This window comes from Dolichospermum sp. DET69, from assembly GCA_017355425.1.
In the GTDB taxonomy this organism is placed as follows: Bacteria; Cyanobacteriota; Cyanobacteriia; order Cyanobacteriales; family Nostocaceae; genus Dolichospermum.
Genome location: CP070233.1, coordinates 4,021,234 through 4,048,208 on the forward strand (window position 1 = coordinate 4,021,234; position 26,975 = coordinate 4,048,208).

Here is a 26,975-nt window from a genome sequence, read left to right on the forward strand (position 1 = left end):
AAAAATTTTGCCTTTTGATCAGTTTTATGGAGTAGTGTCAAAACAAAATGCTAAAGTTAAAAGTGATTGGGAAGAAACACCTGACAACTAGCTGTGAGTATTGCAAATTGCTAAAACACCTAGAGTATTTCTAGTGGATTGGTCAGCAATGATCATAGTGATGTTAAATGTGAATCAACACTTTTAAAAAGTGGAAACCAATTTTAGTCATACTACCCGAACTGCGTTGGCATGGGTTTTTGGAAAACTTGGTTTAGCACTCCTGACTCTTTAGCGACAAATAAAAACGCTGCTGTTAATGAGCAGACAGCAGAAGTTGATGGTAATTCTAGTCTCGGTAAGGATCAAATCGTTTTCAGTACGGAAAGAGATATTGACCTTTATGAACTCGAAGCACTCTGTGATGCAGTTGGCTGGTCACGTCGCCCCCTTAGAAAAGTAAAAAAAGCTATTGAGCATAGTTTTCTCGTAGCCTCTATGTGGCAAGTTCGAGGAAACAAAAAGCGTTTGATTGGTTTTGCCCGTGCTACCTCAGATCATGCTTTTAATGCCACTATTTGGGATGTAGTCGTTCACCCTGATTTTCAAAGTAGAGGGCTAGGTAAGGCGTTAATGAAATATGTCCTCAAAAAACTTAGGAGTGAAGAAATCAGTAATGTTACTCTTTTTGCTGACCCTCATGTTGTAGATTTCTATAAAACGATGGGCTTTATGTCAGATCCTGAAGGTATAAAAGGAATGTTTTGGTATCCTCAGTAATTAAGGTTACTGGGGTTTGGGGATTAGGGAATTTAGGGAAATATCCTAAATCTTATTTTTTCTGGATTATTGGGTTTGCATTTATTTTTTTTTGTGTTATGATAGTCGAGATGAACCAACAAGACACAATTTAATTGATGTAAAACTTGGTTTTGATAGATTTACGGGATGTAGCGCAGCTTGGTAGCGCGCCTGCTTTGGGAGCAGGATGCCGCAGGTTCGAATCCTGTCATCCCGATTTGTGTGAAATAAAACCCCACCCCCAACCCCCTCCTCGCTTGCGGGGTGGGGGCTATGATTTATTTTGTGTAAGTGGGTACTCACCATATCGCATTTTCTACTTCTTGCTTATAAGGGAAATGCCGAAAACCCTTGAAGATGTAGCTTCCTAAGTCAGCTACATCTGTGCTTTAGACAAGGGATGAAGGCTAGAGGCTTTCCTTTATCCTGCATTGACATTAATTTAAAAATTTGAAATTATTTCAAATTTTAATCCATATTCGTGAGACAATTAAATTGTCAGCAAAGACATTAAAAACCTACCGGGGGACTCTCGGAAAGTTACGCTTGTCAGAGATGATTCTGCCAGTAATGGCAAACAGGATCAGGGCAAGAACCCAAATATTTAAGGCAATGCCTGAAGCTGGGATAACTGAGAGATATAGACTGAAACTCTCTATAGAATCCCCGCGTCTTTAGACCGGGGAGTGTCAAGACTTTTATCTATTTGATTAGATTATCGGTTTTTTGAATAATTGCTGGTTCTTGCATTTTAAGGTACACAAATAATCCCATTACCTGCCATTTGACGAATAAACCCCGTCCAAGTATCGGATAAACCATAAATTATGGGGGCAACCACGGGGGGTTTGCCCCTACGTGGGGAAATTTTCGGGGTTGTTGGGATGAAGGGTGTCAACATCCCACAATATTGGATTATCTCTTATATATTCTCGTAAGTGATCGCATGATTTTTCGTTACGAATAATGTGTTCATGATAATTGCGTTGCCATAGTCTCTTTTCAAAAGTTGGCCATTCCTTTTCATAAACACCATGACGATATTGAGCAGTAGTTAAAGACTTTAACCTATGAACAACATCTCCTAATTTCATTGAACAGTTATTTTCAAGAATAATAATGCCATGAATGTGGTTAGGCATCAAAACAAAAGCATCAATATCAATTCCTTCGTAATGGGTAGGAATTTCATCCCAAACAATTTGTACCATTTCTCCTGCTGGTGAAAGCTGCATTATACCATCTTCGATTTTACCCAATAGCGATAGCCTTTGGTTAATACAAATAGTCACAAAATACGCTCCTGCCTGAGAATAATCGTATCCTTTCAGACGAATAGAACGACGACGATGAATATCAGAATTATACGCCATAAAAACAAATAATATACGTAGGGGCAATCCCCCCGTGGTTGCCCCAATAATTTGTGGTTGCCCTCATAATTATCGGATTAATGATCAATTCTACATGGGTTTTGATTTAATGCGATCGCCCCAATAAATCCCCAATATGTACGGGCAATCCCCCCGTAGTTGCCCCAATAATTTGTGGTTGCCCTCATAATTATCGGATTAATGATCAATTCTACATGGGTTTTGATTTAATGCGATCGCCCCAATAATCAATTTATTGATCAATACAAATATCGGGTCAACCAAATGATTACCACAAATATTAAGGTAATCGCGTGGTAATTATAAATATCGGGGCATCAAATTCCATCCGTTTAATTGCCAATTGTTGAGTGTCATGATCTCGTTTTTGAGCAAGTGCTAAAGATTGTGTTTGAGTAGTAATGATACGGGTTTTATTTAATGCCATTAATGTGGGAGCGATAGTCCCAGCTAATCTAGCAATACCACCGACTATAGCGCCGATAATACTCATGGATAAACTCCTTTTTTGTGGTTATTTATTCTGATGATTGAGATTCTTTTTCAAGTAAATTTTGTAATTGTTGTTTTAAGGTTGGCAAATCATTTTTTACCGTATCCCAAAGAATTTCTAAACTAACGCGAAAGTATTCATGAATTACTAGATTTCGCATACTTATAATATCTCGCCAAGAAATTTCAGGATATTTCTGACGAATTAGTTCATCAATATTTGCTGATGCTTCGCCAATTACAAGTAAGTCAAACAGAATTGCTTTAGTCAGGGATATATTATTTTGAACATCTTCAAAAGAAACTTTTATCACCAATTCAGAAATTGCGTCAATGCGTTCCAGAATATCTTGCACTCTTAATTGCCAACTCCTAGAAGACATAGATTACCTCTGCTAAAATGCAATCTCGGATGTTTTCTTTCAGCATATTTTTTGTCCCTAAATCAACAGAACAATCAAGAATTTCTTCTAAATATCTTTGTACCTTGGAAAACTGAATTAATCCAAAAGGACGTGAAAACTCAGCCAAACAATCCACATCACTATCAGGACGAGCTTCATTACGAGCAACAGAACCAAATAATTCAAGGGATCTTACTCCTAAGTCTTTTAATTCTTGTTGATGTGTTCTGAGAATTTGTAACACTTCTTCACGGTTCATAATTTAGTATTTATCCTTATTTCTCCGTTTTATTTGGAAGTCTCCTAGTATTTTTCTAAATCCTTTATTTCCTTGGGAACTCCGGCAGTTAACACTTCATTTCCATCTGGAGTTACTAAGACATCATCTTCAATGCGAATCCCAATCCCTATCCAGCGGGGGTCAATTTCCGGTTGATCTTCGGCTGGTTTGGTGTCGGGTACTATATAAAGTCCGGGTTCTATGGTGAGAACTTGTCCTGGTTGTAAAGTTTGGGGATTTTCTCCATGTTGATAAACTCCCACATCATGGACATCTAAACCTAACCAATGACTGGTGCGGTGCATATAAAAGGGCTTATATTTTTCCTCTTCTATTAATTTGTCAATTTCTCCTTTGAGTAAACCCAGTTCTACTAATCCTTCTGTTAATATCCGCACGGCTTTATTATGAGGTGCATGGAAGGAATTACCTGGTTTTACTTCTGCTATGGCTTGTTTTTGTGCTTCTAAAACAAGTTCATATAATATCTTTTGTTCCGTTGTAAATTTACCGCTGACGGGAAATGTCCGAGTAATATCAGAGTTGTAATAACCATAAGCACAACCAGCATCAATCAATAACAGGTCATTTTCTTGCATTTGACAGTTATTTTCGATGTAATGCAGTACGCAAGCATTCTTACCAGATGCGACAATAGAAGGATAAGCTGGCCCCATTCCTCCCCGAAGACGGAAAATATGTTCTATTTCGGCTTGAATTTCATATTCATAACGTCCTGGTGCGGCAGTTTTCAAAGCATGATTATGAGCTTCTACGGCAATTTCTACCGCTTGGCGCATTAAATCTAATTCTGTTTTGCTTTTATGTAACCGCATGGTGCTGAGGACTATACAAGGGTCAGCAATAGATGTGGGGCCTGTTCCGCGTTTGGGATAAGTCCGCAGTAAACTTTGATAGTGTTCAAGAATTTTATCGTTAAAATTGCGATCGCGTCCTAAATGATAATAAATACAATCGGCTTTTTCTAAATATTGGGGTAACTTCTCATCTAACTCCGCAATGGGGTAAGCAATATCTGCACCATAAAATTCTTTTGCTTTCTCTATTCCACACCGATAACCACTCCAAACTTCCTTTTCCTGATCTTTGGGTTGGACAAATAATATAAACCGATGTTCTGCGTGATGGGGTGCTAATACTACTACTGCTTGAGTTTCATTAAAGCCAGTCAAGTAAAAGAAATCACTATCTTGACGATAAACATACTCGACATCGTTGTGCATTACTGCTGTTGGCGCACTTCTGAAAATCGCTGTACCGCCGCCTATTTTCGCCATTAACTGCTCACGACGTTGCCGATATTCTGTTTGCATAGCTGATTTATTGATAGTATTGTTTTTTAGCTTTAACAATTATAGACTACGGAGAATGTTCTCAGAAAAATTGCTAATTTTAGTTATTCTAGCCAATTTTTAAGATTAAGATCCCCGACTTCTTCAAGAAGTCGGGGATCTGGGTAAGGACTTTTATCTAAATGAGATTGTCAACAAATCAGGATTTCATCTTTAAATAATGACAGTTGTCAACAGAAAATAAAATGTTTTTTGATTGCTCAGATATTACTTTTAATTTTAAAAGTTAGTGTTGATGAACATTCTTGAAATGTCTATAAATAATGACATTGAATAAAAATAATTAAGCAAATGTTTGTTGTTTACAGAATCTTTATAAAAATCAATTTAAAAATGGATGTTAATTAAACATAAAAACACATCATGTTTCAAGAAACAAGTCAGTCAGGATTATATTCAAGCGACCTAAAAAATTCTGGATTAGTATCTCTCCAAAAATCAGAAGGATTGACGATATTTAGTGATATTCCGATGAGTAACAGTTCTTCTGTTTCTACATTGGCAGATCCATTAGTACCAACAAATCCATTACCTGTATTACCAGTTGGCAGTGCCAACCCCAATCCTAATCCTTATTTAACCAGTGCAGCCATTGTTCCTGATTTTAATGGCGATGGTAAAACAGATAAACTGTGGGTGAATGCTCAAACTGGTGAAATTTTAGTTCGCTTGATGAACGGAACACAAGTTTTAGAACAGGCTTCTCTAGGTAAATATGACTTAAATACCTGGGATTATAAAACTGCTGATTTTAATGGCGATAATAAGACTGACTTCTTATTACGCAATAAGGCAACAGGCGAAAATTTAATTGTGTTAATGGATGGCACAAAAGTTGCTAATTATTTGCCTTTAGATCGAGTTGATCCCGGTTTTACAGCTAATATTGGCGATTTCAATGGCGATCGCAAAACTGATATTTTCTGGAATAATGCAACTACTGGTGAAAATGCTATTTGGCAAATGGATGGAACCACAGTAGTTAGTGCAAATGTTCTAGAAACTACAGCACCAGGATTGACTGCAACCATTGTTGATTTTGATGGTAATGGTAAGAGTGATATTTTCTGGCGCAATAGCACCACAGGCGAAAATACCGCTTGGTTTATGGATGGTAGTCAAGCCACTAAGTATGATCTTCAAGCGCAAGATGCTTCCTGGACTTCTACTCTTGGTGATTTCAACGGCGACTTCAAAACTGACGTTCTGTGGCGCAACTCACAAACAGGTGAGAATAAGATTTGGACAATGAATGGCGTTTTTGTAACTGAGGGTGTTGTCAGCACATTGGGTACAGATTGGAGCGCGAGAATTGGCGATTTCAATGGCGACGGTAAAACAGACATCTTCTGGCACAACGCGGCTACAGGTGCAAATACTGCTTGGTTGATGGATGGTACAGCAGTGAGTTCTGAAGCCTTCTTACCTAGCAATACTCCTGGTTTGACAGCATCTTTAGGTGATTTCAATGGTGATGGTAAGACTGATATTTACTGGCGTGATCAACAAACATCCGCTGATAAAATCTGGACTATGAATGGAACTTTAGCTACAGAGACTCCTGTTGCTGATGCAGATAAGCTGACTCCAGAATGGTATACAGGTTGATTTGATAATGGGTAATTGGTAATTGGTAATTGGTAATTGGTAATTGGTCTATTATCAATTTATCAAGATTTTCTAAATTTAGATTAAGCGATCGCTATCCATGATTTATCGGAAAGCGATCGCTTTTTTATTGATGTTTGACATTTAGGGTAAGGAATGTAAGTTATAGATTTTCAATCAACCCTATATACGGCTTTCTCTTTCTTCTTCCTTCTTCCTTCTTTCTTCTTCTCTCTCATTCCCTTCCATACCTTTTCCTTAAAATCTTATATATTTGAGTAATTTACGTAAAAATTTTCCTAGATTCTGAATTATTACTACCTTTAATTATTTCATATAATCAGATAAGTTAACTATTTTACAAACTATACAACTAGTATGACCAGAAAATTCTCAACTATTCTCTTGAATGAGCAAAATGTTAGTTAACTTTAATTACACAGTTGAATTATTTGTAATTTTTCTTACATATACAGCGGTTTCTGCTCTTATGAGGTACATCTTAGCCCCCTCATCGCTTGCGGGGAGGGGGTTGGGGGTGGGGTTCTTGTACCTCATAACACAAAGGAAGTGCTGTATCAAAGACACGGTTAGATACTCAAGGTAAATAATACAATATATTGTTAAATTATCTGCGGATAATACAATTTCGCAAATGCCAAAGGGTGGAAGTAAGCTCACGGCGAAGCTAATTCCCGATTCTTTAGCTAAGATTGTTTGGGTATTCTCATGATTGGTGATTGGACAAATGATTGAAGTTGAGCATCTGAGTAAAATTTATGGTTCGACAACAGCAATTACTGATGTTACCTTTAGCGTTGAACCAGGGGAAATTTTGGGGTTTTTGGGGCCTAATGGGGCTGGTAAAACTACAACCATGCGAATTTTAGCCGGTTATTTACCTGCAACTAGTGGAACAGCGAAGATTGCGGGTTATGATGTCCATGATCATTCTCTGTTGGTGCGGCAGCAGATTGGTTATTTACCGGAAACACCACCGTTATATCCAGAGATGACTGTAGAAGGATTTTTACACTTTGTCGCCCGGATTAAGGGGGTTTCTTCAGGAGATCGCGGGGCAAAGGTAACAGCAGCTATCAACCGCTGCAACTTAGAAGATAAACGCCGAGTTATTATTCGTAAACTTTCTAAAGGCTACCGGCAAAGAGTGGGAATTGCCCAGGCGATCGTTCATGATCCCCCAGCTATCATTCTTGATGAACCTACAGTTGGTCTTGATCCTCGACAAATTATCGAAGTACGGAACTTAATCAAAAGTTTAGCAGGAACACACACCATTATTTTGTCTACTCATATTCTCCCAGAAGTGAGCATGACTTGTAGCAGAGTTGCCATTATTAATCGTGGGCAAATAGTTGCAACTAATACCCCAGAGAATTTGATGACACAATTAACAGGTGGGGCAGGATATGAATTAGAAATCGGTGGTGAAGACGCTTTAGCTAAACAAATGCTGCAAAATATATCCGGTGTGAGTTCAGTAGAATTAATGCCTAACCATCAGCAATTATCAGAAAATCATACTTGCCTCCGGGTAATATTACAGCCAGGAATAGATCCAGGAAAGGAAATTACAGCGGCTTTAATTAGGGCTGAATTTGATTTATATGAAATGCGGCGAATAAATGCCACACTAGAAGATGTTTTCTTAGAATTAACTACAGCAGAAAAGAATTTACCAATGGAAATAACTTCAGAAATTGAAGAAGGAGAAATTGTCTAAATGGGTATAGTCATTGCTAATATTATTGCCATTTATCGTCGAGAACTACAGAGTTATTTTGTTTCACCATTAGCCTATGGAATAGCTAGTACATTTTGGTTTTTAGCTGGGTTATTTTTCGTGATGATTTTGTTAGGTCCAGAAGGAATTTTAGTAACAGTTTCTAGCTATGATTTACAAGGACAACAATTTGGAGTTCCATCCCCAGCAATAGATGTTCCTTATGAATTTGTGCGGGCATTTTTAGATAGAATGGGCTGGTTAATGTTATTTATATTGCCTATTCTATCAATGGGACTTTATGCCGAAGAACGAAAACGCGGAACTTTAGAACTATTAGCCACATCACCAATTACTAATTGGGCTGTAGCCGTAGGTAAATTATTAGGAGTTTTAACATTTTTCTTGACAATGTTTTTACCTTTAATGGCATTAGAAGCGATCGCTTTATCTAGTTCTAATCCTCCTGTGTCACCCATAATTCCCTTACTTGGTCATTTAGGATTACTCTTACTAGCAGCAGCAATTTTATCTTTAGGAATGTTTATTTCCTCATTGACAGACAGTACAATTTTAGCGGCTGTCCTTACCTTTGCCCTCGTCATTTTGCTGTTATTCATTGATTTAATCGCTAAAGTTATTCCTGGTCCAATGGGTGAAGCCATAAGTCACCTATCCCTTCTTAAACATTACAACACCTTGATCCAAGGAATTTTTGATACTAGCGGCTTAATTTTATTTGCCAGTTACATTATCTTAGGTATTTTTCTTACAGCCCAATCCATTGACGCACTCCGCTTCCAACGTCAGTAGGGGCGGGGTTTCCCCGCCCTTATAGGGTTCTATTTCCTGTTACCGATTCCCTGTTCCCTGTTACCTAATGAATAAAAATAAACTTTGGAAACTTGTATTTTGGCTAGGACCATTCTTTTTAGCTGCTGGCTTAACCATTGGTTTGATATCAGAAAAATGGGGAATAATCCCTTTATTATTAACAATAATAGGTTTGGCAATTTGTACCTTTTGGGTAATAGTACAAAGTCAACAAAGTAAATGGTGGCAAAAACGTTCTACCCAGTCCGGTACTAATGCTTTTGTCGCTACTTTATCGGTATTAGTAATCTTAGGATTAATTAACTTTTTAGGTATTCGCTACCATCTGCGTCTAGACTTAACAGATACTCAGCTATTTACCTTATCTCCTCAATCAAGGGAATTAGTGAGTAATTTACCAGAAACAATGAAAGTTTGGTTATTTACTAAAGAACAAAATACCCAAGATCGGGAATTATTAGATAACTATCATCGTCAAAGTCAACAGTTTAAATTTGAGTATATTGATCCTCAATTAAAACCAGAAAAAGCCGAAAAATTTGGAGTTAAAGATTATGGCGAAGTTTATCTAGAATTTCAAAACAAACGGCAATTAGTCCAGACAATCAATGAAAATGAACGACTATCAGAAATAAAATTAACTACCCGCTTACAACAAATTACCAGTTCTATAACTGCTAAAATTTACTTTCTTCAAGGCCATGGTGAACACCCACTCTCAGCTAATAAAGGGGCAATTTCTCAAGCAATTAAAGGATTAACTGATAAAAACTTTACTACATCAGCTTTAAATTTAGCAGAACAGCCGCAAGTCCCTGATGATGCTACTGTTATAGTTATCGCTGGACCACAAAAAGAATTATTGGCAGGGGAAGTTACAGCTTTACAAAATTATCTTAATCGTGGTGGTAACTTGTTGTTAATGATTGATCCTAATACCAACCCCAAAATAGACACTATTTTAAAAGATTGGGGTGTGCGTTTAGATAATCGCTTGGCCGTTGATACTTCTGGACAAAGTTTGCAACTTGGCCCTGCTGCTATTTTAGTAACGGAATATGGACAACATCCTATTACTAAAGATTTTGGCAAAAATATTTCTGTATATCCTTTAACTCGTCCTCTGGAAATTGATCCTGTGTCTGGTATTGAGTCTATGGCTTTATTGAAAACTAAACCCTATCCCAGCAGTTGGGCAGAAAGTGATCAAAAAAGTGAAAAATTAGAGTTTAATGAAGGTCAAGATTTAAAGGGTCCTTTAACTTTAGGGGTAGCATTAACTAGAAAGTCATCAATTCCTACAAATTCACCAACTGTAATTCCCACAACTTCACCAACTGTAATTCCTAAAACTTCACCAACTGTAATTCCCACAACTTCACCAACTGCAATTCCTAAAACTTCACCAACTGCAATTCCTAAAACTTCACCAACTGCAATTCCTAAAACTTCACTAACCGCAATTCCTAAAACTTCACCAACCGCAATTCCTAAAACTTCACCAACTGCAATTCCTAAAACTTCACCAACTGCAATTCCTACAACTTCACCAACTGCAATTCCCACAACTTCACCAACTGCAATTCCCACAACTTCACCAACTGCAATTCCTACAACTTCACCAACTGCAATTCCTACAACTTCACTAACAACTACTAAAGAATCAAGATTAGTAGTATTTGGAAACTCAAATTTTGCCGTTGATGGTTTATTTGAACAACAATTAAATGGAGATGTATTTCTCAACTCAGTTAGTTGGTTAAGTCAACAAGATCAACAACTTCTCTCAATTCGTCCGAAAGAACCAAAAAATCGCCGTATTATCATATCAATTCCCCAAGCTAACTTGTTAACAATAGCTGCCGTGTTCGTATTACCTTTAATTGGTTTAATCACAGGGTTTCTGATTTGGTGGAAACGCCGATGAAAAATCAATTAGTAATTCATGATGCTAAATTAAAGCATTGGCTTTGTTTTCAAAATCCCGATGAAATTATTAGGGCTGATAGTATTGAGCAAGTTGTTCCCAAATTGCAACTTGTAAATGATTTAATTGCCAAGCATCAAATGTATGCAGCAGGTTTTATTAGTTATGAAGCCTCATCGGCTTTTGATTCCGTATTAGAAACTCATTATCCTAGTGAATTTCCCTTACTTTGGTTTGGACTATATCAGAAACCAGAAATTATTGATTTACCAAAACCAGCTTTACCTACAGAATATCAACTCAATTGGACACCTTCAGTTAGTGAAGCAGAATATCATCAAGCCATTACTAAAATTAAAGAATATATTGCCTTGGGGGAAACTTATCAAGTCAATTACACATTACGCCTAAATACGCCCTTTAGTGGTGATTATTGGGAATTTTTTCTCAAATTAGTCCAAGCGCAAAAAGCAGATTATGGGGCTTATGTTGATATTGATAACTTTGCTATTTGTTCTGCTTCCCCTGAACTATTTTTTCGTCTTGATGATAATTGTTTAACCTCTCTTCCCATGAAGGGGACAGCAGCCAGAGGTTTAACATTAGTAGCAGATCATGATATTGCTAATCAACTACATTTTTCCGAAAAAAATAGAGCCGAAAATGTGATGATTGTGGATATGATTCGTAATGATATGGGACGAATAGCTAATATTAATACTGTCAAAGTTCCTAGTTTATTTAATGTTGAAAAATATCCTACAGTTTGGCAAATGACATCTACTGTCACAGCTAAAACGACAGCTTCTATAAGTGACATTATGGGGGCATTATTTCCCTGTGCTTCTATTACCGGCGCACCTAAAGCCCGGACTATGCAAATTATCCAGAAGTTAGAAAATACACCGCGCCGCATTTATACTGGATGTATTGGTTTTATTAGTCCCCAACGTCAAGCTCAATTTAATGTTGCGATTCGGACTGTGTTAATTGATAAAAAAAATAATCAAGCAGAGTATGGAGTGGGGGGAGGAATTGTTTGGGATTCTGTGAGTAGTGACGAATATCAAGAATGTCAGATTAAAGCCCAAGTTCTCACCCTAAATCAACCAGATTTTTCACTTTTAGAAACAATATTATGGCAACCTAATGATGGTTATTTTGTTTTAGATTATCATTTACAACGGTTGCAAACTTCAGCAATTTACTTTAATTTTAATATTAATATAAATAGCTTGAAAACTCAACTTGATAAATTAACAAAATCATTTGCAAATCAAGCTTATAAAGTGCGGTTGTTGTTAGATTCTCATGGTGAGATGACATATCAAACTATGTCTTTATCTCCTGTGAATAATGAGAAATTTGTCAAACTAGGTATGTGTTGCACACCTGTTGACTCTACTAATATATTTTTGTATCATAAAACGACTAATCGCCAAGTTTATGAAATAGCAAAAGCTGCTTTTCCTGATTGTGATGATGTTTTATTGTGGAATGAAAGAAATGAAATCACAGAAACCTGTATTGGTAATATTGTGGTAGATTTACATGGGGAATTATTGACACCTCCGGTAAAATGTGGTTTGTTAGCAGGGACTTTTCGCGCTGATTTACTTGAGCAAGGTAAAATCAAAGAAGAGATTATTACGGTGGAAATGTTAAAGTCTAGCGATCGCATCTATATAATTAACTCAGTGCAAAAATGGCGAGAAGCAGTTTTAATTTCTGACTAAGTAGGTAAGCACAATTAAATACAATATGGGCAGGCAGGATGCCCACCCCACAATAAGTATAATATTTATTTGGGTCTATCTACTTAATTAGATAATTTATTAATTAATATTCAATATGAAATTACCAAAAACGACTTTAATTTTAATACTTTTAGCCCTGGGCTTAGGTGGTTTTGTTTACTTTCATGAAATTAAAAATAAAACTCAGCAAACAGCAATAAAAACCCAAAAACAGAAAATTTTCTCTTTTACGGCTGCTGATGTTCAATCTTTAACGATTAAAATTAAGGATACCACATTACAAATAGAAAAAAGAAATACATCTGAAAAACCCCAATGGGAAATCAAATCTCCCATATCAGCACTAGCAAATGATGCAATTGTTGCTTATTTAATGGATTTGTTAGTTGAGGGAAAAACTGAAAGAACAGTATCAGTTACACCCACTGAATTATCAGAATTTGGTTTAGATAAACCTGTAGCCACTATTGATGTTAAACTGAAAAATCAACAAAGCCATCAATTGATTTTAGGTAAAGGTGATTTTAATAATCAATTTTTATATGCTCAAGCTGATGGTAACAAAAATATGAACCTGTTATTAGTTTCTAAGGATTTTGTGAACGCAGTTAATCGAGACCTATCTGAATGGAAGCAAACACCAGAAAAAATGGATATACAGCCATTACCTGGTCTTCCGAAACTAACTCCTACAAATAGGTAATGTAAAGGATGTTTCTTCTGGTTCCCATAATCTCTATGGGAACCAGAGACTGGGAATGAGATCAGATAAAATAGCAAAAATTAGTATTTCTTATTGTCAATGACAAAACAAACAGCAACTTTATTAATTTCTTGTCCAGATCAACGGGGCTTAGTAGCGAAATTTGCAAATTTCATCTATGCTAATGGTGGTAATATTACCCATGCAGATCAACATACAGACTTTGAAGCTAGATTATTTCTGACTCGCATAGAATGGCAATTAAAAGGATTTAATTTACCAAAAGATGTAATTGCTACCGCTTTTAATGCGATCGCTCAACCTTTAAATGCAAAATGGGAATTACACTTTTCTGATACTCTTCCCCGGATTGCTATTTGGGTAAGTCGTCAAGATCATTGTTTATTTGATTTAATTTGGAGATATCGCGCTAAAGAATTTCATGCAGAAATTCCTTTAATTATGAGTAATCACCCTGATTTACAACCAGTAGCGGCACAATTTGGCATTGATTACCATTACCTACCCATAAATAAAGAAAATAAGCAAGAACAGGAAATTAAACAACTAGAATTACTGCATCAATACAAAATTGATTTAGTAGTCTTGGCAAAATATATGCAAATAGTTAGTGCCGATTTTATTGAAAAATTCCCACAAATCATTAATATTCATCATTCATTTTTACCAGCGTTTATAGGTGCTAATCCCTATCATCGCGCCTTTGAAAGAGGTGTAAAAATTATTGGTGCAACAGCCCATTATGCTACTGCTGACTTAGATGCAGGACCAATTATTGAACAGGATGTGGTGCGGGTAAGTCATCGAGATGAGGTAGATGATTTAATCAGAAAAGGGAAAGATTTAGAAAGAATTGTGTTAGCAAGAGCGGTAAGATTGCATTTACGAAATCGTGTTTTAGTTTATGGAAATAGGACAGTAGTTTTTGAGTAAAATTATTTAATCAGTCCATTAATTTAGCTATTGTTTCCATCATCAAAAAAAGCCGATGAGAATAATCAGGAAAGCAAGTAAATTGATAATGCTCATAAAAAGATCGGGCTTGATCATTCTTAGCTTCAACAACTACAGCCAGTGTAGCAATTTCGTTTTGCAAACTTCGATATAGGGCATCCATTAACAACATTTCACCCAAACCTTTTTGACGATGATTTTGATCAATAGCTAATCTACCTAAAAGAGTTGCAGGCAGTTGAGGATATTTTGGCAGTTTTTTGGTTATTTCTCCAGGTAATTCTCCTAATTTAATACTTGTTGATGATAGTGTGTAATAACCAGCGATGAAACCAGAACTTTTTTCTACTAAAACGAATGGGGCAGCTATGCGTTTACGTGCATCTTGCCCAGCTTGTTTTTGGAAATAATCATCTAATTGATCAACACCACAACAAAAAGCCGCTCGGTTATGCTTTTTTCCTAGCGGCTCTATTAAATAATGATCAAAAGCATCAAAACTATCTGTTAATTGCACTTATACACCCATATTCTTTTTATAGCGTTGAGCCGCAACCCGTAACTTTTCACTTGGTGCTGGTGGATTAAGTAGTGCTTCTACAAAAACTTCTTGGTCTTTTCTGCTTAAAACCATGATTTCATTTTCCTGAATAATCTGGTTTGCAGCACCGACAAGACTGCTAACTACAAAATCTGTGAGTGTCCGTCCCTGAATATCAGCCGCACGTTGGAACAATTCCTTGTTTTCTTGACTGATACGGGCTTCTAATCTTTCTGATTTAGAACGCAAGGATTTTTCTCGGCTGCTTTTAGCCAATGTATGAGTCATGATAGTTTCTACACAATAAATGTGATGTGTAAATTTCTAATGTACGGCAAATGTCCTAACAAATAATAGTGTAGTTATTTATTACAGAAATGTCAACTATCCCCAATCTCCAGACTTTCCACCCGTCTTACTCACTAAATGAATCGCCTCAATTTGAATTGACTTTTCTAACGCTTTAGCCATATCGTATAAAGTCAAAGCAGCAATAGACACCGCTGTTAAAGCTTCCATTTCTACACCAGTTTCTGCTTTGGTTTTCACAGTGGCATCAATTTGATAACCAGGTAATTGGGCATCGGGAATAATTTCCACGGTAATTTTCTGCAAAGGTAAAGGATGACAAAGAGGAATTAAATTTGCTGTCTGTTTAGCGGCCATGATTCCCGCTAACCTCGCAGTTGCCAAAACATCACCTTTAGGAGTGTTACCGGCTTGAATAGTGGCGAATGTCTCCGGTAACATCCGCACCTTACCAGTAGCCACTGCTTGGCGAATAGTGGCTACTTTGCCTGATACATCAACCATTTGAGCTTCTCCCTGAGCATCTAAATGGGTTAAGGAAAAAGAATTTGCAAAATTAGCTTGCGTCATTGGGAAAGTGTGTGCTATTATTAAATTCGTGAGTCAAGGGTGTGTAGCTCAGTGGACCAGAGCACGTGGCTACGAACCACGGTGTCGGGGGTTCGAATCCCTCCTCGCCCATTTCTATAATTTTAAATGCACAAGTGCCATTTTTGGTGTTTGTGCATTTTTGATCGGTTTTAAAGGACTGGGTGAAGGCATTGTCATTGGGTGAAGGCATTGTCATTGGGTGAAGGCATTGTCATTGGGTGAAGGCATTGTCATTGGGTGAAGGCATTGTCATTGGGTGAAGGCATTGTCATTGGGTGAAGGCATTGTCATTGGGTGAAGGCATTGTCATTGGGTGAAGGCATTGTCATTGGGTGAAGGCATTGTCATTGGGTGAAGGCATTGTCATTGGGTGAAGGCATTGTCATTGGGCGCAGGCCCTGCGCCCCTACTGGATTCGGAGATGTCTATTTTACAGCGTAAATATCTTCAGTCTGACCTAAAGCAAAGCGCACAGATTGCGGGATATTGCGGCTAGACTGGGTAAGGAAGATGATCATGGCTATGACAGTTAAACCTGTAGTCAAACCAAACATATTCCGATAACCCAGGGTTTCGGCAAATGTACCAAAAATTGGCCCAGCGATCGCTAAACCGATATCAAATCCCATTAAGGAAGCACCAAATATTCTGCCGCGTTCATGGGGTAAAGCTCTATCTGTCATCAATACAGAAATCATGGGAATGAGTGTACCCGAAGCAGCACCTTCCATACATGCTCCTAATAAGAACATGAAAGCGTTATTTGCTTGCCAAACACAGATGATAGCCAAAGTGTAAGCTAACAAACTCATGGTAACAAATAAACCCCGTCCATATTGATCTGAAGCTTTACCAGTAAATAATCTACAAGCAAAACTGGAGACAGCCGCAGCGGTAAAAAAGAAACCTGGATTTAAATCAACTCCCGTGGATTTGATGAATAAGGAGATGAAAGTATGCAAACTACCTAAGGTCAAACCACTCAATAATAAGACGATAGCAGGAATCCGCACGCGAGGACTGGTTAATATTTGCCAAAAGTTATCATTTTTGCTGTTATTTGGTTTGGTGGCAACAGGTGGATTAACAATGGGAATGATACATAATAAACCTAGAGAACATAAAGCCGCAGATGAGATAAATAAGGGGGTATAACCAGCGCTTGCTTGTAAAAATCCACCTATGGCTGGACCTATTCCCACACCTAAAGGACTCACCAAACTCATGTAACCAACGACCTCACCGCGACGGTGTGCTGGTGCTAAATCGCTGACTAGGGCAATGTAGGCTGTGGCAAAAGCTGCAATACTAATGCCATGAAAGGCGCGAATTACCATGAGGGGAATTATTGATTTGACAAATAAATATCCCAAAGGAGCGATCGCAGCCACAGACATTCCAATCAATAATACTACTTTGCGACCCCGTGTATCTGCTAAAGCACCCATTGACGGGCGACATAGTAACATCCCGATGGCAAAGCTACCCATCACAATGCCAATTTCTTGTTTACTAGCACCAATATGTTCAATATATAAGGGTAAGGTGGGCAATAATGAGGCCAAACCTGACCAGAAAAACAAACCCGCTGCAAATAACATGAGCAGGTTTTTTCGGAGATTAGCGTCAAAAGTATCAAAGGCTTTCACGGCAGATGCAATAATGCAAAAAGTATTATTTCTATATTGTTACGTTACTTAACATTTTTTGCCACAACTTCTCGGACTCGATAGATTGGTCGTCCTTGAGATTCATGATAAGTTCGCATCAGTAATTCTGCCAAAAGACCGAAGCAAAATAACTGTACTCCTGCTACTAGCAGCAATACCGCTAAAATTAACAGAGGACGGTTGCCAATATCTGCATGAAAAGCTAATTTAATGAAGGTTAAATGTATACCTATTCCTCCACCTGCAACCATAGAAATTAAGCCTAACAGCCCAAAAACGTGCATGGGACGGGTGAGGAACTTTTTCATAAACAGAATAGTTAATAAATCCATCAATACCCGAAATGTCCGCGATATGCCATATTTACTTTGTCCAAATCGTCGCGCATGATGACGCACAGGTACTTCTGTAATTCTCGCCCCTTCGATATATGCCAATGCAGGTAAAAAGCGGTGTAATTCTCCATAAAGGTTCATATCTGCCACTAATTCAGCCCGATACGCTTTGAGAGAACAACCATAATCATGAATATAAACGCTTGTAGCTCTACGAATTAACCAATTAGCAATTTTAGAAGGTAAAAGGCGATTTACAGCCCCATCTTGGCGATTTTGCCGCCAACCACTTACTAAATCATAACCTTCATCTAGCTTTGCTAATAACATGGGAATATCAGCGGGGTCATTTTGTAAATCAGCGTCTAAAGTCACGATTACTTTAGCTGTGGCATAATTAAAGCCCGCAGACATAGCCGCAGTTTGTCCATAGTTACGACGTAAAATCACCGCTTTTAAATCAGTACGGGTCTGTGCCTGTTCTTTGAGAAATTCGGCTGTACCATCACTAGAACCATCATCTACACAGATAATTTCATAATTAAATTTACTAGCTGTGAGAGTTGAAGAAATGGCTTCTAGCAATAAAGGTAGACTTTCTACTTCATCTTTGATTGGGACAACTACGGATACATCTAACATTGTTAATTTTATATACTTAAAGACTGGACATAGATCTCCGACTTCTTAAAGAAATCGGGGATCTGAATTATCTATTACCAGCATAACTTTTGATCACTCTACCAGCGCCGCGTAATTGTTGATAATAAGTCTGACTTACTGTATCTTCTTGTGCGGAAAGTTGGTCAATACCAATACCATTTCTTCCTTGATCTTTTCCTGAACTGTGAATATACAAACCATCACCTAAATATAAACCTACATGAGTGGCTTTTTGAGGAGTACCAAAAAAGATTAAATCCCCTGGTTGTGTTTGATTAATATCAATAGGTTGAACAAAAGCTTCTTGTTGATAAGCGTCTCTAGGTAGCCAAATACCAACAGATTTAAAAGCTGCTTGCATTAAACCAGAACAATCATAATTTGGGGCAACTGTTCCACCCCAAAGATAATGATTATCTTGCTCTTTTGCGGCTTGGGTAAAGGCAATAATTGTGGGTATGTGTTGTTGAATTTCTGCTGTGGAGATAAATTGGGGTTGATATATTGTTGTTGTGGGTTGGAGAAATTGCCAATCTTGAACAGATAACCATCCTGGATAGTTATCTTCACATAAACAAACTGCAATTGCTGTATTTTGATGATTTGATGTTATTCGTAAATGTCGTCCTGTTGCGGCTTGGGTGGCTAAACTAACACATTCAGGAGAATTATAGATATTTAGGTTAGTCTGACAGTGATATTCTCCAGTAGGGGAAGGGGGAATTAGTAGGTTTATTGACATTATTAATATTGTCTGAATCAGGATTTAAGGATGAACAGGATTATCTATTTGTCAGAATCAGGATGTCCAGGATTTAAGGATGAACAGGATAAAACAATAAACCATTGTGCTTAATTGTTAAATTCTTTATTGTCTGAATCAGGATTTTCAGGATTTGAAGGATGACCAGGATTGTATAATCAACAATTTCATTAATTCTCAGATTTTTCATTGTCTGAATTACAATGAGCAATATCTAAGGATACACAGAATTATATAATAAACCATCCTGTAAATCCTTAAATCCTGGATATCCTGATTCAGACACCAGCCTTTATGTCATCACATAATCGTCGATCCTCATTACTCAAACCAGAATTTGGATTGTGCAAATAATCCTGCAAATATTCACAACCATCCACAAGTAACCGGTCTAAATTTCGCACAGGCCATAACCTGGCTGTTTTGTCTCTAGAAGCCGTAGCAATGGTTTGCCCATTGGGGCTAAAACTCAAGTCGGATAACCAGATTAACCGTTGCTTGTTCTAATCCCTCTTCCCGTCCCTCTTCTTTAATTTCTCGATAAACTCGCGTTTCTTTGAGTGTAATTCCCAACATAGATTCTACCTCCGTGCGACTTAGGTTTTCAAACTTATACACCATTATCGTCGTGATCATTTCTATTATGGCGCGACTTGATGGTGATAGTATTTCTGTATTAGTTTTTGTTAATAAATACCTTGCTGCTTCTGGTGCTTGACTTTAATCAATAAAATAGACTTCTCAAACGGATACCAGTGCTAAGTAATAACATAGTATTGTAAGTGATGCGTTAGGAAAGTTTAACGCATCCTCCAATATTGATTAATCCTGCAAAGCTGTTAACCAAACCTGTAAATCAGCCAAATTGGTAAAATCTAATAATGCTTCGCTCAAATCTTCCAATATAGGTAATGGTAAAGCAGAAATAGCGGTGCGGATTTCTGGGGATAATTCTCCAAACCGCTTTGTTAGCAGTCGGATAACCAGATTAACCGTTGCTTGTTCTAATCCTTCTTCCCGTCCCTCTTCTTTAATTTCTCGATAAACTCGCGTTTCTTTGAGTGTAATTCCCAACATAGATTCTACCTCCGTGCGACTTAGGTTTTCAAACTTGTACACCATTATCGTCGTGATCATTTCTATTATGGCGCGACTTGATGGTGATGGTATTTCTTCATTAGTTTTTGTTAACAAATACCTTGCTGCTTCTGGTGCTTGACCTTCTTCTAAGGTTGTGAGTACCATCAATGCTACCCATACAGGTAATTGTCGAATATCTCCCAATTCATCTAAATATACTCGATGTACTTGATTACCATTGAGTAAGCTCCGATGAGGATAAATATCACTTTGTTCTGTTTTGCGAGATGGATAAATTATCACTGCTTGCCAATCGCTAAATCTAGCACGGTTGCGGTAGAAATATAGTGAAGATTCAGCAAATACCCTTTCATAAAGCTGTTTATCTACCTGGAATTGTACTTCACAGAAATAAACAACACCCCTATTTTCATTTTCTGGTGGTAAAAATACACCGTCAATTTCAAATCTGGGTTCTTTGACTGCTACAGAATCAAACCTATAATCATCGGCATTTGCAGGAGGATTTTGCAATAGTTGAAATAAGAGGGAAGGAGATTGTTGAAAGAGTTTGTAAAATATTGAGTCTCGACGCATATAGTATTTTTAGAGATGATTTTGTAACTAAATTTTGTAATTCATTAGCTGATAATAGTCCGCATTTTCTTATCTACCTGAGTGAGTATACAAATAATGATAAAATGAAATCAGCAACTAAACTCTTAATATCATCAGGAAATTCTTCACCAATGGTTTTTTTTAATAAAGACGAACAACTAGAAAATCTCGGTAATCAAATTTTAGAGGCAACTTGGGCAAAATTTCCGACTTTAGCATCTAATCAAATTGCATTGACTTGGGTTGTATATGATCCTCCAGCACCAGTTAATACAGGTGGTGCGCTGACTCCAAACGCTTTTTGGTCACACGCGGTGCGGGGATTTAGTTATCGGGGAGGAGAGCGGATTTATCCGGCTAGTGTGGTGAAATTATTTTATTTGGTGGTGCTGCAAGAATGGCTAGAAAAGGGTATGAGTCAGACTTCAGGAGAATTAGATCGAGCTTTGACTGATATGATAGTTGATTCTAGTAATGATGCTACCAGTTTAATAGTTGATATTCTCACTGGTACTACTTCTGGTCCACAGTTAACCCCTGGTCCTTTTGAAACGTGGAAATATCAGCGGAATATTATTAATCGCTATTACCAGTCTTTGGGGTGGGAGGAAATGCAAGTAATTAATGCCTGTCAAAAAACTTGGGGTGATGGTCCCTATGGACGGGAAAAGGCGTTTTATGGGGAAATGTTTGAAAATCGCAATATGTTGACCACAGATGCTACTGCCAGATTATTACATAGTATCGTGGGTGGGGTAGCGGTTTCTAGTATGCGATCGCAATCCATGATGAATTTACTTAAACGCAGTCTTAATCCAGAAGAGTTACCCCAAGATGGGGAAGAAGACCAGGTTACAGGCTTCTTAGGCAGTGGATTACCGGAAAATAGTCAAATCTGGTCAAAAGCAGGTTGGACAAGCACAGTCCGTCACGATGCGGCTTATATTGAATTACCTGATCAACGTCCTTATTTATTAGCAGTATTTACGGAAGGGAAAGAACAAGCTAAAAGCAGAGAAATTTTGCCTTTTGTGTCTGAAAGAATTGCACAAGCCGTAGCTAATTTATAAAATTGCAATTGCTGGGACTTAACAACGGAAATAGGTAAAAATGGGACGGATTTTTATTTCTGCGGCACATGGTGGCACAGAAGCGGGTAAGAATGACCCTGGAGCGATCGCTGGTGGCACAACAGAAGCAAAGGAAATGATTCTTTTGCGGGATTTGGTGGTAATAGAACTCCGCACCCGTAATTTAGAAGTTTTGGCTGTTCCTGACGATTTAAGTGCCGCTCAAACTATTACTTGGATTAATGCTCGTGCTAATTCTAAAGATGTAGCCATAGAAATTCAAGCTAATGCGGCTAGTAGTCCATCTGTGCGTGGAGGAAGTGCCTTCTATATTGCCAAAAATGACCAACGCAAACAAAACGCCGAAATGGTATTAAAAGGACTTTTGCAACGTGTCCCGCAATTACCAAATCGCGGAGTGAAACCAGATACAGAAAGTGGTTTGGGTAGTTTACAATTTTGTCGTCAAACTGCAATTGGCGCTTTATTACTACAAGTCGGTTTCTTGAGTAGTCCTGAAGATCGGGCTTTATTGCAAAGTCGTCGTCGTGATTTTGCCATAGGAATTGCGGAAGGGCTTGCTACTTGGAGTCAAACAAATGATCCTCAGCAACCAACAACCGAAAACTATTCCAGCATTAATATCAATATCAATGGACAAACTTACTCAGAACAAGGAGTATTAATTAATGGTAATGCTTATATCCCAATTGATTTAGTAGATCGGTTACGAGTTAATATCTCAAAAGTTAATAATCTTCGTCGGATTACCTATCGGCAAATAGTTTATATCAAAGCAGTAGAACTTCGAGATTCTCATGTTTCGATTAATTGGGATAGTGCCACACGTACAGTAAAATTACGCTCAATTTCCGCAGTTTGTCCCGGACAAATTGAGCAAATTATCTCTAATGGTAATACATCAGAAATACAGCTACAATTATTTCTGAAAAACAATAATGAAAGTGCCATTACACAGTTTCCTGACCTTTCTAAACTATATCGAGAAGAAGCAACTATCGAAGGCATAAATCATGATATTGCTTTTTCTCAAATGTGTTTAGAAACTGGATTTTTACGGTTTGGTACTGATATTAAACCCCAGCAAAATAACTTTGCCGGTTTGGGTGCAGTTGGTGGTGGTGCAGAGGGAGCATCATTTCCTAGTGCCAGAATTGGTGTCAGAGCGCATATTCAACATTTAAAAGCCTATGCCAGTTTAGAACCTTTAGTCCAGCCAGAAGTAGATCCTAGATTTCGTTTTGTTACTAGAGGTGTTGCTTCCTCAGTTAATCAATTATCAGGGCGCTGGTCTGCGGATTTAGACTACGGAATCAAAATTACAGCTATCATCAGAAGACTCTATGAATCAGCAAATCTTTTATAACTAGGAAACAGGGAATGGGGAATTGGTAATTGGTAATTGGTAATTGGTAATAGGCAATAGGCAATAGGCAATAGGCAAGAGGAGAAAAATTTTCTTTATTCTTCATTCCTGGACTCCTGACTCGGTGACTCCTTCTTCTTGAATCCTGTTATAGTGATATTAATAATGATTAGGAACAATATTTGTGTTTCCCCTCTACGATGAAAACCCTACTCGGATTACCCCATATTTCACCTATGGATTAATTGGGATGAATGTTCTAGTTTTTCTCCATGAAATAAGTTTGTCAAATCTACAACTAGAACAGTTTTTTCAATTGTATGCGGTAATACCGCAAGAATTAACCATCAACTTGAGTGGAGAGTGGACAACCTTATTTACCTCACAATTTTTGCATGGAGGTTGGTGGCACTTAATATCCAATATGATCTATCTGTGGGTATTTGGTAACAATATTGAAGACCGATTAGGGCATTTTAAATATCTATTATTTTATTTAATTTGTGGTGCTATAGCTGCTTTATGTCAATGGTTTATTGGTATATACTCTACTATTCCTTCCTTGGGAGCAAGTGGGGCAATTTCTGGAGTTTTAGGTGCATATTTAATCTGGTTTCCCCAAGCCAGAATTACCACATTAATTTTCTTGGGTTTTTTCGTTACCACAATTAATGTTCCTGCATTAGTAATTATTGGTATTTTCTTTGTGCAAAATCTCATTTCTGGTTTTGCTAGTCTCCAAGCAGCAGCCAATATGAGTGTAGAAACGGGAGGAGTCGCTTATTGGGCGCATCTTGGTGGCTTTATTGTCGGGAGTATTTTTGCACTGGGGAATAGGGAATAGGGAATAAAATCTCTATTTTCATCCTGTTCATCCTTTAATCCTGGAAATCCTGATTCTGACAAAGTAACTTACATTAAATATTCAAATCCCGTAAAGCTAAACGAATTTGCTCTAAACGCGTGCGGTTGACACCAAAATCAGAATCTCCTACCCGAGAAGCAGAACGGATATGAATAATTGACTTATCGCTAGGAAAATAAAACTCCACATCATCAACAAATTTGAAAATGCGACTTTTAGAAATAGCATGAACATAATTATCTGTTTGTTTGATAATTTGAGTCCGGGGAACAACAGTGAGAACTTTGAGTAAAGTTTCTCTAGCTTTATCTCTTGTTACATTATAGGTAATCGGTGCAATAGTGTGTTTAGCATCAGCATTTTGACTGACAACACAATTAGGAGAAGCTGGACAAGGACTAAGAGAACCTGACTCAATTCCCAAGCTAGAAGCCGAAGCAGTTCCAGAAATGGTGAAACTAATGATCAGAGTTAGGAATACCGAGAAAATAATATTCCGTAGTCGAGAAATTGTTAAATTGGACATAATCATTTGACTGTTATATTCTGTGATTTTAGATATATTATCAGATTTTGATATATTTTAATTAATTAAATCCTGAAAATCCTCTAATCGGTGGGCATCCTGATTCTGACAAAAAATGAAATTAGACGATATTATATTTTTAATATTGTTCATCATAGACTCTTTCTGCGCCTTCGCATCTGTTATAGCCAAATTTATCCCTGTTTCATCAATAAATGTGAGATTTCTGACATCCACACTATCTAGCCAATACCGAAATTCATAGCGCAATTTTTGTACTCATTCTGTACCTTGCTCAGTCGCTACTAAACTTTTTTTACGTTGATTAACACTGTTTTGCATCTGCTGGATTCACAAAATCATGTAAATCAGCATCCCAAATACTAATATAGATAAAATCACAACTTTGCCGAACTATTTGACCTTTTACCCCACCTTTACTAAACGTGAAATTATCTGTTTGCCGCTGTTGAACTTGTTCCAGTCCTTGTTTAATTTCTCCTGTAGCTTCTCCATTCAATAAACCATTTAGAGTTGTCTGCATAACTTCAGCTTCTACTGATGATGCAAAAGCTGCCTCCGTTTGTTTAAGCGTTCCAGTTTTCTTATCAAATAAATAGCCTAAATCAATTTTATCAGGGACAACTTTATAAGTAACTGCCCGAGTATTACCCCATAATCCTCTTAAATCTTTCTTCTTACCTAGCGTTGCTTCTACACTACTTCTTGATGTACCTGTAGGAAATGCTGGTACAGTTTCCCTAATAATATTAGTAACTACTTGATCACGTTTTCCCTCTCTTTTTTTCTTGCGTGTTTCTTTGATAGTTAAAGCCGGTTCAGTTGTAGGAACTATAGATGTTTGTTCCTCTTCATTTTTTATTTCTGGTTGTGGTGTTGATTCTATTGAAGGAGTAGGAGTATTTTCAGAAATTGATTCTGTAGGTTCAGGTAATATTGAAGGAGTAGGAGATAAAGTTGGTTCAGAAATGGGGGTATTTGTAATTATTGAAGTTGGTGTTTGAGTTGAGGTTGATGTAATATTAGAGTTAGTGGCAATAGAATTTGTAGTTTGTGGTCGGTTGATACTAGAAATTGCTACTGCACCTATTATTCCCACCACAAAGCCGCCAATAATCATAGTTGGTGTTTGCCAGATTCGAGAATTATTCGCGGTTTTAATAACAGGATTTTGAGAAGGTGAAGATATAGCTTTAGGAGGAGTGAGGCGAATTGTTGCTACTGTATTATTAACCTGTGGGACAGTAGAAGCTTCAGATTTTAAAGCATAGAGCATTTTAGCAGCAGTAGTAAAGCGATCGCTCGTCCTTGGTTCAATCGCTTGAGTTAGTACCATTGCTAATTGCGGAGAAACACCCCCAGCATAATCTTGCCAGAGAATTTGTCCTGTGTGGGGATGAGTTTCCAGTTCTTGAGGATATTTACCCGTGAGTAAATAAATTGCAGTTAAACCTAAACTATAAATATCAGTAGCATAAACTGGACGACCAATAGCTTGTTCACTCGGCATAAATCCAGGTGTACCAATTATTAGCGACTGGGTAGGATGTCCAGCGGCATTGATAGTAGTCCGAATAGTTTCTTTAACAGCACCAAAATCAATTAAAACAGGTTTATTATCTATCTCACGCCAAATAATATTATCTGGCTTAATATCTCGATGAATAATCCCTTTACTATGGACATAATCCAACACAGACAGCAAACTTAACAGAATTTCCCTAACAGTATTTTCCTGTAATTGTCCTTGAGATTGAATTACATTAGTCAGAGTTTGACCATGAACCCATTCTTGCACCAGGTAAAATAGTCCATTTTCCGAGAAATAAGCAAAAAGGTTAGGAATTTGGTCATTAGCTTCCCCCAAATACTCTAATGTCGCTGCTTCCCTCTCAAACCGTTTTTGAATTATTTGATAAGTTTGAGGATCATTACTGATAGGCTTGAGTTGCTTAATCACGCAACGCCGACGGGAAGGCATATAGGTATCTTCTGCGAGAAATGTTTCTCCAAAACCCCCAGCACCTAAAACCTGGATAACTTGATAACGATTGTTTAGTAGAGTCATGGTTATGAAAAGTTAGACTGAAAAATTAAACATAAGATACTTAACCAATAAACATCTAAGTAGATGGGATCAAGTAATATCAAAATAATATTGTTGATTCTTGGTGGGCATCTTGCTTTATATTATATTTAATTATGCCTACCTACTTATCTGTGATTTATTGATGGGATTATTTGTCTGAATCAGGATATCCACCG

At 37.5% G+C, this 26,975-nt stretch carries 25 protein-coding genes, 2 tRNA genes and 1 pseudogene; 13 read left to right on the forward strand and 15 right to left on the reverse strand.

What is annotated here, in order from left to right; all coding sequences use genetic code 11:
- Window positions 1-231: 231 nt before the first annotated feature.
- Both EZY12_18335 and EZY12_18340 read left to right on the forward strand, forming a co-directional pair.
- The gene (locus EZY12_18335) at window positions 232-759 is read left to right on the forward strand and encodes a GNAT family N-acetyltransferase (GenBank protein ID QSX66726.1); all 528 of its coding nucleotides are present in this window, start codon (window positions 232-234) and stop codon (window positions 757-759) included.
- A 164-nt stretch (window positions 760-923) separates the two neighbouring features.
- Window positions 924-997: transfer RNA gene (locus tag EZY12_18340), tRNA-Pro, on the forward strand.
- A gap of 637 nt (window positions 998-1,634) precedes the next feature.
- Here EZY12_18340 and EZY12_18345 read toward each other — a convergent pair.
- From EZY12_18345 to EZY12_18365, 5 genes are all read right to left on the reverse strand, one after another.
- Window positions 1,635-2,153 (reverse strand): transposase, encoded by a 519-nt coding sequence (locus EZY12_18345; GenBank protein ID QSX66727.1) that lies wholly within the window; start codon window positions 2,151-2,153, stop codon window positions 1,635-1,637.
- Between the two features lie 301 nt (window positions 2,154-2,454).
- Window positions 2,455-2,667 (reverse strand): hypothetical protein, encoded by a 213-nt coding sequence (locus EZY12_18350; protein ID QSX66728.1) that lies wholly within the window; start codon window positions 2,665-2,667, stop codon window positions 2,455-2,457.
- A gap of 25 nt (window positions 2,668-2,692) precedes the next feature.
- Entirely contained in the window at window positions 2,693-3,049 is a 357-nt protein-coding gene (locus tag EZY12_18355) for a DUF86 domain-containing protein (GenBank protein QSX66729.1), read from the reverse strand.
- Window positions 3,039-3,329, reverse strand: coding sequence for a nucleotidyltransferase family protein (locus EZY12_18360; protein ID QSX66730.1), 291 nt, complete (start codon window positions 3,327-3,329; stop codon window positions 3,039-3,041). The genes EZY12_18355 and EZY12_18360 overlap by 11 nt, the downstream gene beginning before the upstream one ends.
- A gap of 44 nt (window positions 3,330-3,373) precedes the next feature.
- Window positions 3,374-4,684: an aminopeptidase P N-terminal domain-containing protein gene (locus EZY12_18365; protein ID QSX66731.1), complete on the reverse strand. Its 1,311-nt coding sequence runs from the start codon at window positions 4,682-4,684 to the stop codon at window positions 3,374-3,376.
- Between the two features lie 402 nt (window positions 4,685-5,086).
- Here EZY12_18365 and EZY12_18370 point away from each other — a divergent pair, with 402 nt between their 5' ends.
- The 7 genes from EZY12_18370 to purU all read left to right on the forward strand — a co-directional run bounded on the left by EZY12_18370 (window position 5,087) and on the right by purU (window position 14,250).
- A complete protein-coding gene (locus EZY12_18370; protein QSX66732.1) occupies window positions 5,087-6,331 on the forward strand; it encodes a VCBS repeat-containing protein in 1,245 nt (414 codons plus the stop codon).
- A 748-nt stretch (window positions 6,332-7,079) separates the two neighbouring features.
- Entirely contained in the window at window positions 7,080-8,075 is a 996-nt protein-coding gene (locus EZY12_18375; protein QSX66733.1) for an ABC transporter ATP-binding protein, read from the forward strand.
- Window positions 8,076-8,888 (forward strand): ABC transporter permease subunit, encoded by an 813-nt coding sequence (locus tag EZY12_18380; GenBank protein ID QSX66734.1) that lies wholly within the window; start codon window positions 8,076-8,078, stop codon window positions 8,886-8,888.
- A gap of 67 nt (window positions 8,889-8,955) precedes the next feature.
- Window positions 8,956-10,836, forward strand: a complete 1,881-nt coding sequence (locus tag EZY12_18385) for a Gldg family protein (GenBank protein QSX66735.1) — start codon at window positions 8,956-8,958, stop codon at window positions 10,834-10,836.
- Window positions 10,833-12,572: an aminodeoxychorismate synthase component I gene (pabB, locus tag EZY12_18390; GenBank protein ID QSX66736.1), complete on the forward strand. Its 1,740-nt coding sequence runs from the start codon at window positions 10,833-10,835 to the stop codon at window positions 12,570-12,572. Before EZY12_18385 ends, pabB begins: the two co-directional genes overlap by 4 nt.
- A gap of 115 nt (window positions 12,573-12,687) precedes the next feature.
- Window positions 12,688-13,296, forward strand: coding sequence for a DUF4340 domain-containing protein (locus tag EZY12_18395; protein QSX66737.1), 609 nt, complete (start codon window positions 12,688-12,690; stop codon window positions 13,294-13,296).
- Between the two features lie 99 nt (window positions 13,297-13,395).
- A complete protein-coding gene (purU, locus tag EZY12_18400; protein ID QSX66738.1) occupies window positions 13,396-14,250 on the forward strand; it encodes a formyltetrahydrofolate deformylase in 855 nt (284 codons plus the stop codon).
- A gap of 10 nt (window positions 14,251-14,260) precedes the next feature.
- Here the strand turns inward: purU and EZY12_18405 are convergent, their stop codons facing one another.
- From EZY12_18405 to moaC, 3 genes are all read right to left on the reverse strand, one after another.
- Window positions 14,261-14,788: a GNAT family N-acetyltransferase gene (locus tag EZY12_18405; GenBank protein QSX66739.1), complete on the reverse strand. Its 528-nt coding sequence runs from the start codon at window positions 14,786-14,788 to the stop codon at window positions 14,261-14,263.
- Window positions 14,789-15,100, reverse strand: coding sequence for a DUF1778 domain-containing protein (locus tag EZY12_18410; protein QSX66740.1), 312 nt, complete (start codon window positions 15,098-15,100; stop codon window positions 14,789-14,791).
- Window positions 15,101-15,196: 96 nt separating this feature from the next.
- A complete protein-coding gene (moaC, locus tag EZY12_18415; protein ID QSX66741.1) occupies window positions 15,197-15,691 on the reverse strand; it encodes a cyclic pyranopterin monophosphate synthase MoaC in 495 nt (164 codons plus the stop codon).
- 37 nt (window positions 15,692-15,728) lie between these two features.
- On the opposite strand from moaC, the gene EZY12_18420 reads away from it, so the two are divergent.
- Window positions 15,729-15,802, forward strand: a tRNA-Arg gene (locus EZY12_18420).
- 335 nt (window positions 15,803-16,137) lie between these two features.
- Here the strand turns inward: EZY12_18420 and EZY12_18425 are convergent.
- The 5 genes and pseudogenes from EZY12_18425 to EZY12_18445 all read right to left on the reverse strand — a co-directional run bounded on the left by EZY12_18425 (window position 16,138) and on the right by EZY12_18445 (window position 20,820).
- A complete protein-coding gene (locus tag EZY12_18425; protein QSX66742.1) occupies window positions 16,138-17,361 on the reverse strand; it encodes an MFS transporter in 1,224 nt (407 codons plus the stop codon).
- Between the two features lie 44 nt (window positions 17,362-17,405).
- On the reverse strand, window positions 17,406-18,359 hold the full coding sequence (locus tag EZY12_18430) for a glycosyltransferase family 2 protein (protein ID QSX66743.1): 954 nt from the start codon (window positions 18,357-18,359) through the stop codon (window positions 17,406-17,408).
- Window positions 18,360-18,426: 67 nt separating this feature from the next.
- Window positions 18,427-19,122, reverse strand: a complete 696-nt coding sequence (locus EZY12_18435; protein QSX66744.1) for a C40 family peptidase — start codon at window positions 19,120-19,122, stop codon at window positions 18,427-18,429.
- A gap of 483 nt (window positions 19,123-19,605) precedes the next feature.
- Window positions 19,606-19,872 (reverse strand): annotated as a pseudogene (locus EZY12_18440) (DUF2887 domain-containing protein).
- A gap of 93 nt (window positions 19,873-19,965) precedes the next feature.
- Entirely contained in the window at window positions 19,966-20,820 is an 855-nt protein-coding gene (locus tag EZY12_18445; protein ID QSX66745.1) for an Rpn family recombination-promoting nuclease/putative transposase, read from the reverse strand.
- Window positions 20,821-20,972: 152 nt separating this feature from the next.
- Here EZY12_18445 and EZY12_18450 point away from each other — a divergent pair, with 152 nt between their 5' ends.
- From EZY12_18450 to EZY12_18460, 3 genes are all read left to right on the forward strand, one after another.
- Window positions 20,973-21,911 carry a serine hydrolase gene (locus EZY12_18450; protein ID QSX70727.1) on the forward strand — a complete coding sequence of 313 codons (939 nt, stop codon included), beginning with the start codon at window positions 20,973-20,975 and terminating at the stop codon, window positions 21,909-21,911.
- A 40-nt stretch (window positions 21,912-21,951) separates the two neighbouring features.
- Window positions 21,952-23,298: an N-acetylmuramoyl-L-alanine amidase gene (locus EZY12_18455; protein ID QSX66746.1), complete on the forward strand. Its 1,347-nt coding sequence runs from the start codon at window positions 21,952-21,954 to the stop codon at window positions 23,296-23,298.
- A gap of 184 nt (window positions 23,299-23,482) precedes the next feature.
- Window positions 23,483-24,142, forward strand: coding sequence for a rhomboid family intramembrane serine protease (locus tag EZY12_18460; protein QSX66747.1), 660 nt, complete (start codon window positions 23,483-23,485; stop codon window positions 24,140-24,142).
- Between the two features lie 73 nt (window positions 24,143-24,215).
- On the opposite strand, the gene EZY12_18465 is transcribed toward EZY12_18460, so the two are convergent.
- Entirely contained in the window at window positions 24,216-24,689 is a 474-nt protein-coding gene (locus EZY12_18465) for a DUF1499 domain-containing protein (GenBank protein ID QSX66748.1), read from the reverse strand.
- A 325-nt stretch (window positions 24,690-25,014) separates the two neighbouring features.
- Window positions 25,015-26,784, reverse strand: a complete 1,770-nt coding sequence (locus EZY12_18470; GenBank protein QSX70728.1) for a protein kinase — start codon at window positions 26,782-26,784, stop codon at window positions 25,015-25,017.
- Between the last annotated feature and the right edge of the window lie 191 nt (window positions 26,785-26,975).

Coding starts and splice junctions, on each gene's coding strand:
- EZY12_18335 (QSX66726.1), top strand. CDS start 232: ATGGGTTTTTGGAAAACTTGGTTTAGCACTCCTGACTCTTTAGCGACA.
- EZY12_18345 (QSX66727.1), bottom strand. CDS start 2,153: ATGGCGTATAATTCTGATATTCATCGTCGTCGTTCTATTCGTCTGAAA.
- EZY12_18350 (QSX66728.1), bottom strand. CDS start 2,667: ATGAGTATTATCGGCGCTATAGTCGGTGGTATTGCTAGATTAGCTGGG.
- EZY12_18355 (QSX66729.1), bottom strand. CDS start 3,049: ATGTCTTCTAGGAGTTGGCAATTAAGAGTGCAAGATATTCTGGAACGC.
- EZY12_18360 (QSX66730.1), bottom strand. CDS start 3,329: ATGAACCGTGAAGAAGTGTTACAAATTCTCAGAACACATCAACAAGAA.
- EZY12_18365 (QSX66731.1), bottom strand. CDS start 4,684: ATGCAAACAGAATATCGGCAACGTCGTGAGCAGTTAATGGCGAAAATA.
- EZY12_18370 (QSX66732.1), top strand. CDS start 5,087: ATGTTTCAAGAAACAAGTCAGTCAGGATTATATTCAAGCGACCTAAAA.
- EZY12_18375 (QSX66733.1), top strand. CDS start 7,080: ATGATTGAAGTTGAGCATCTGAGTAAAATTTATGGTTCGACAACAGCA.
- EZY12_18380 (QSX66734.1), top strand. CDS start 8,076: ATGGGTATAGTCATTGCTAATATTATTGCCATTTATCGTCGAGAACTA.
- EZY12_18385 (QSX66735.1), top strand. CDS start 8,956: ATGAATAAAAATAAACTTTGGAAACTTGTATTTTGGCTAGGACCATTC.
- pabB (QSX66736.1), top strand. CDS start 10,833: ATGAAAAATCAATTAGTAATTCATGATGCTAAATTAAAGCATTGGCTT.
- EZY12_18395 (QSX66737.1), top strand. CDS start 12,688: ATGAAATTACCAAAAACGACTTTAATTTTAATACTTTTAGCCCTGGGC.
- purU (QSX66738.1), top strand. CDS start 13,396: ATGACAAAACAAACAGCAACTTTATTAATTTCTTGTCCAGATCAACGG.
- EZY12_18410 (QSX66740.1), bottom strand. CDS start 15,100: ATGACTCATACATTGGCTAAAAGCAGCCGAGAAAAATCCTTGCGTTCT.
- moaC (QSX66741.1), bottom strand. CDS start 15,691: ATGACGCAAGCTAATTTTGCAAATTCTTTTTCCTTAACCCATTTAGAT.
- EZY12_18430 (QSX66743.1), bottom strand. CDS start 18,359: ATGTTAGATGTATCCGTAGTTGTCCCAATCAAAGATGAAGTAGAAAGT.
- EZY12_18435 (QSX66744.1), bottom strand. CDS start 19,122: ATGTCAATAAACCTACTAATTCCCCCTTCCCCTACTGGAGAATATCAC.
- EZY12_18445 (QSX66745.1), bottom strand. CDS start 20,820: ATGCGTCGAGACTCAATATTTTACAAACTCTTTCAACAATCTCCTTCC.
- EZY12_18450 (QSX70727.1), top strand. CDS start 20,973: ATGGTTTTTTTTAATAAAGACGAACAACTAGAAAATCTCGGTAATCAA.
- EZY12_18455 (QSX66746.1), top strand. CDS start 21,952: ATGGGACGGATTTTTATTTCTGCGGCACATGGTGGCACAGAAGCGGGT.
- EZY12_18465 (QSX66748.1), bottom strand. CDS start 24,689: ATGTCCAATTTAACAATTTCTCGACTACGGAATATTATTTTCTCGGTA.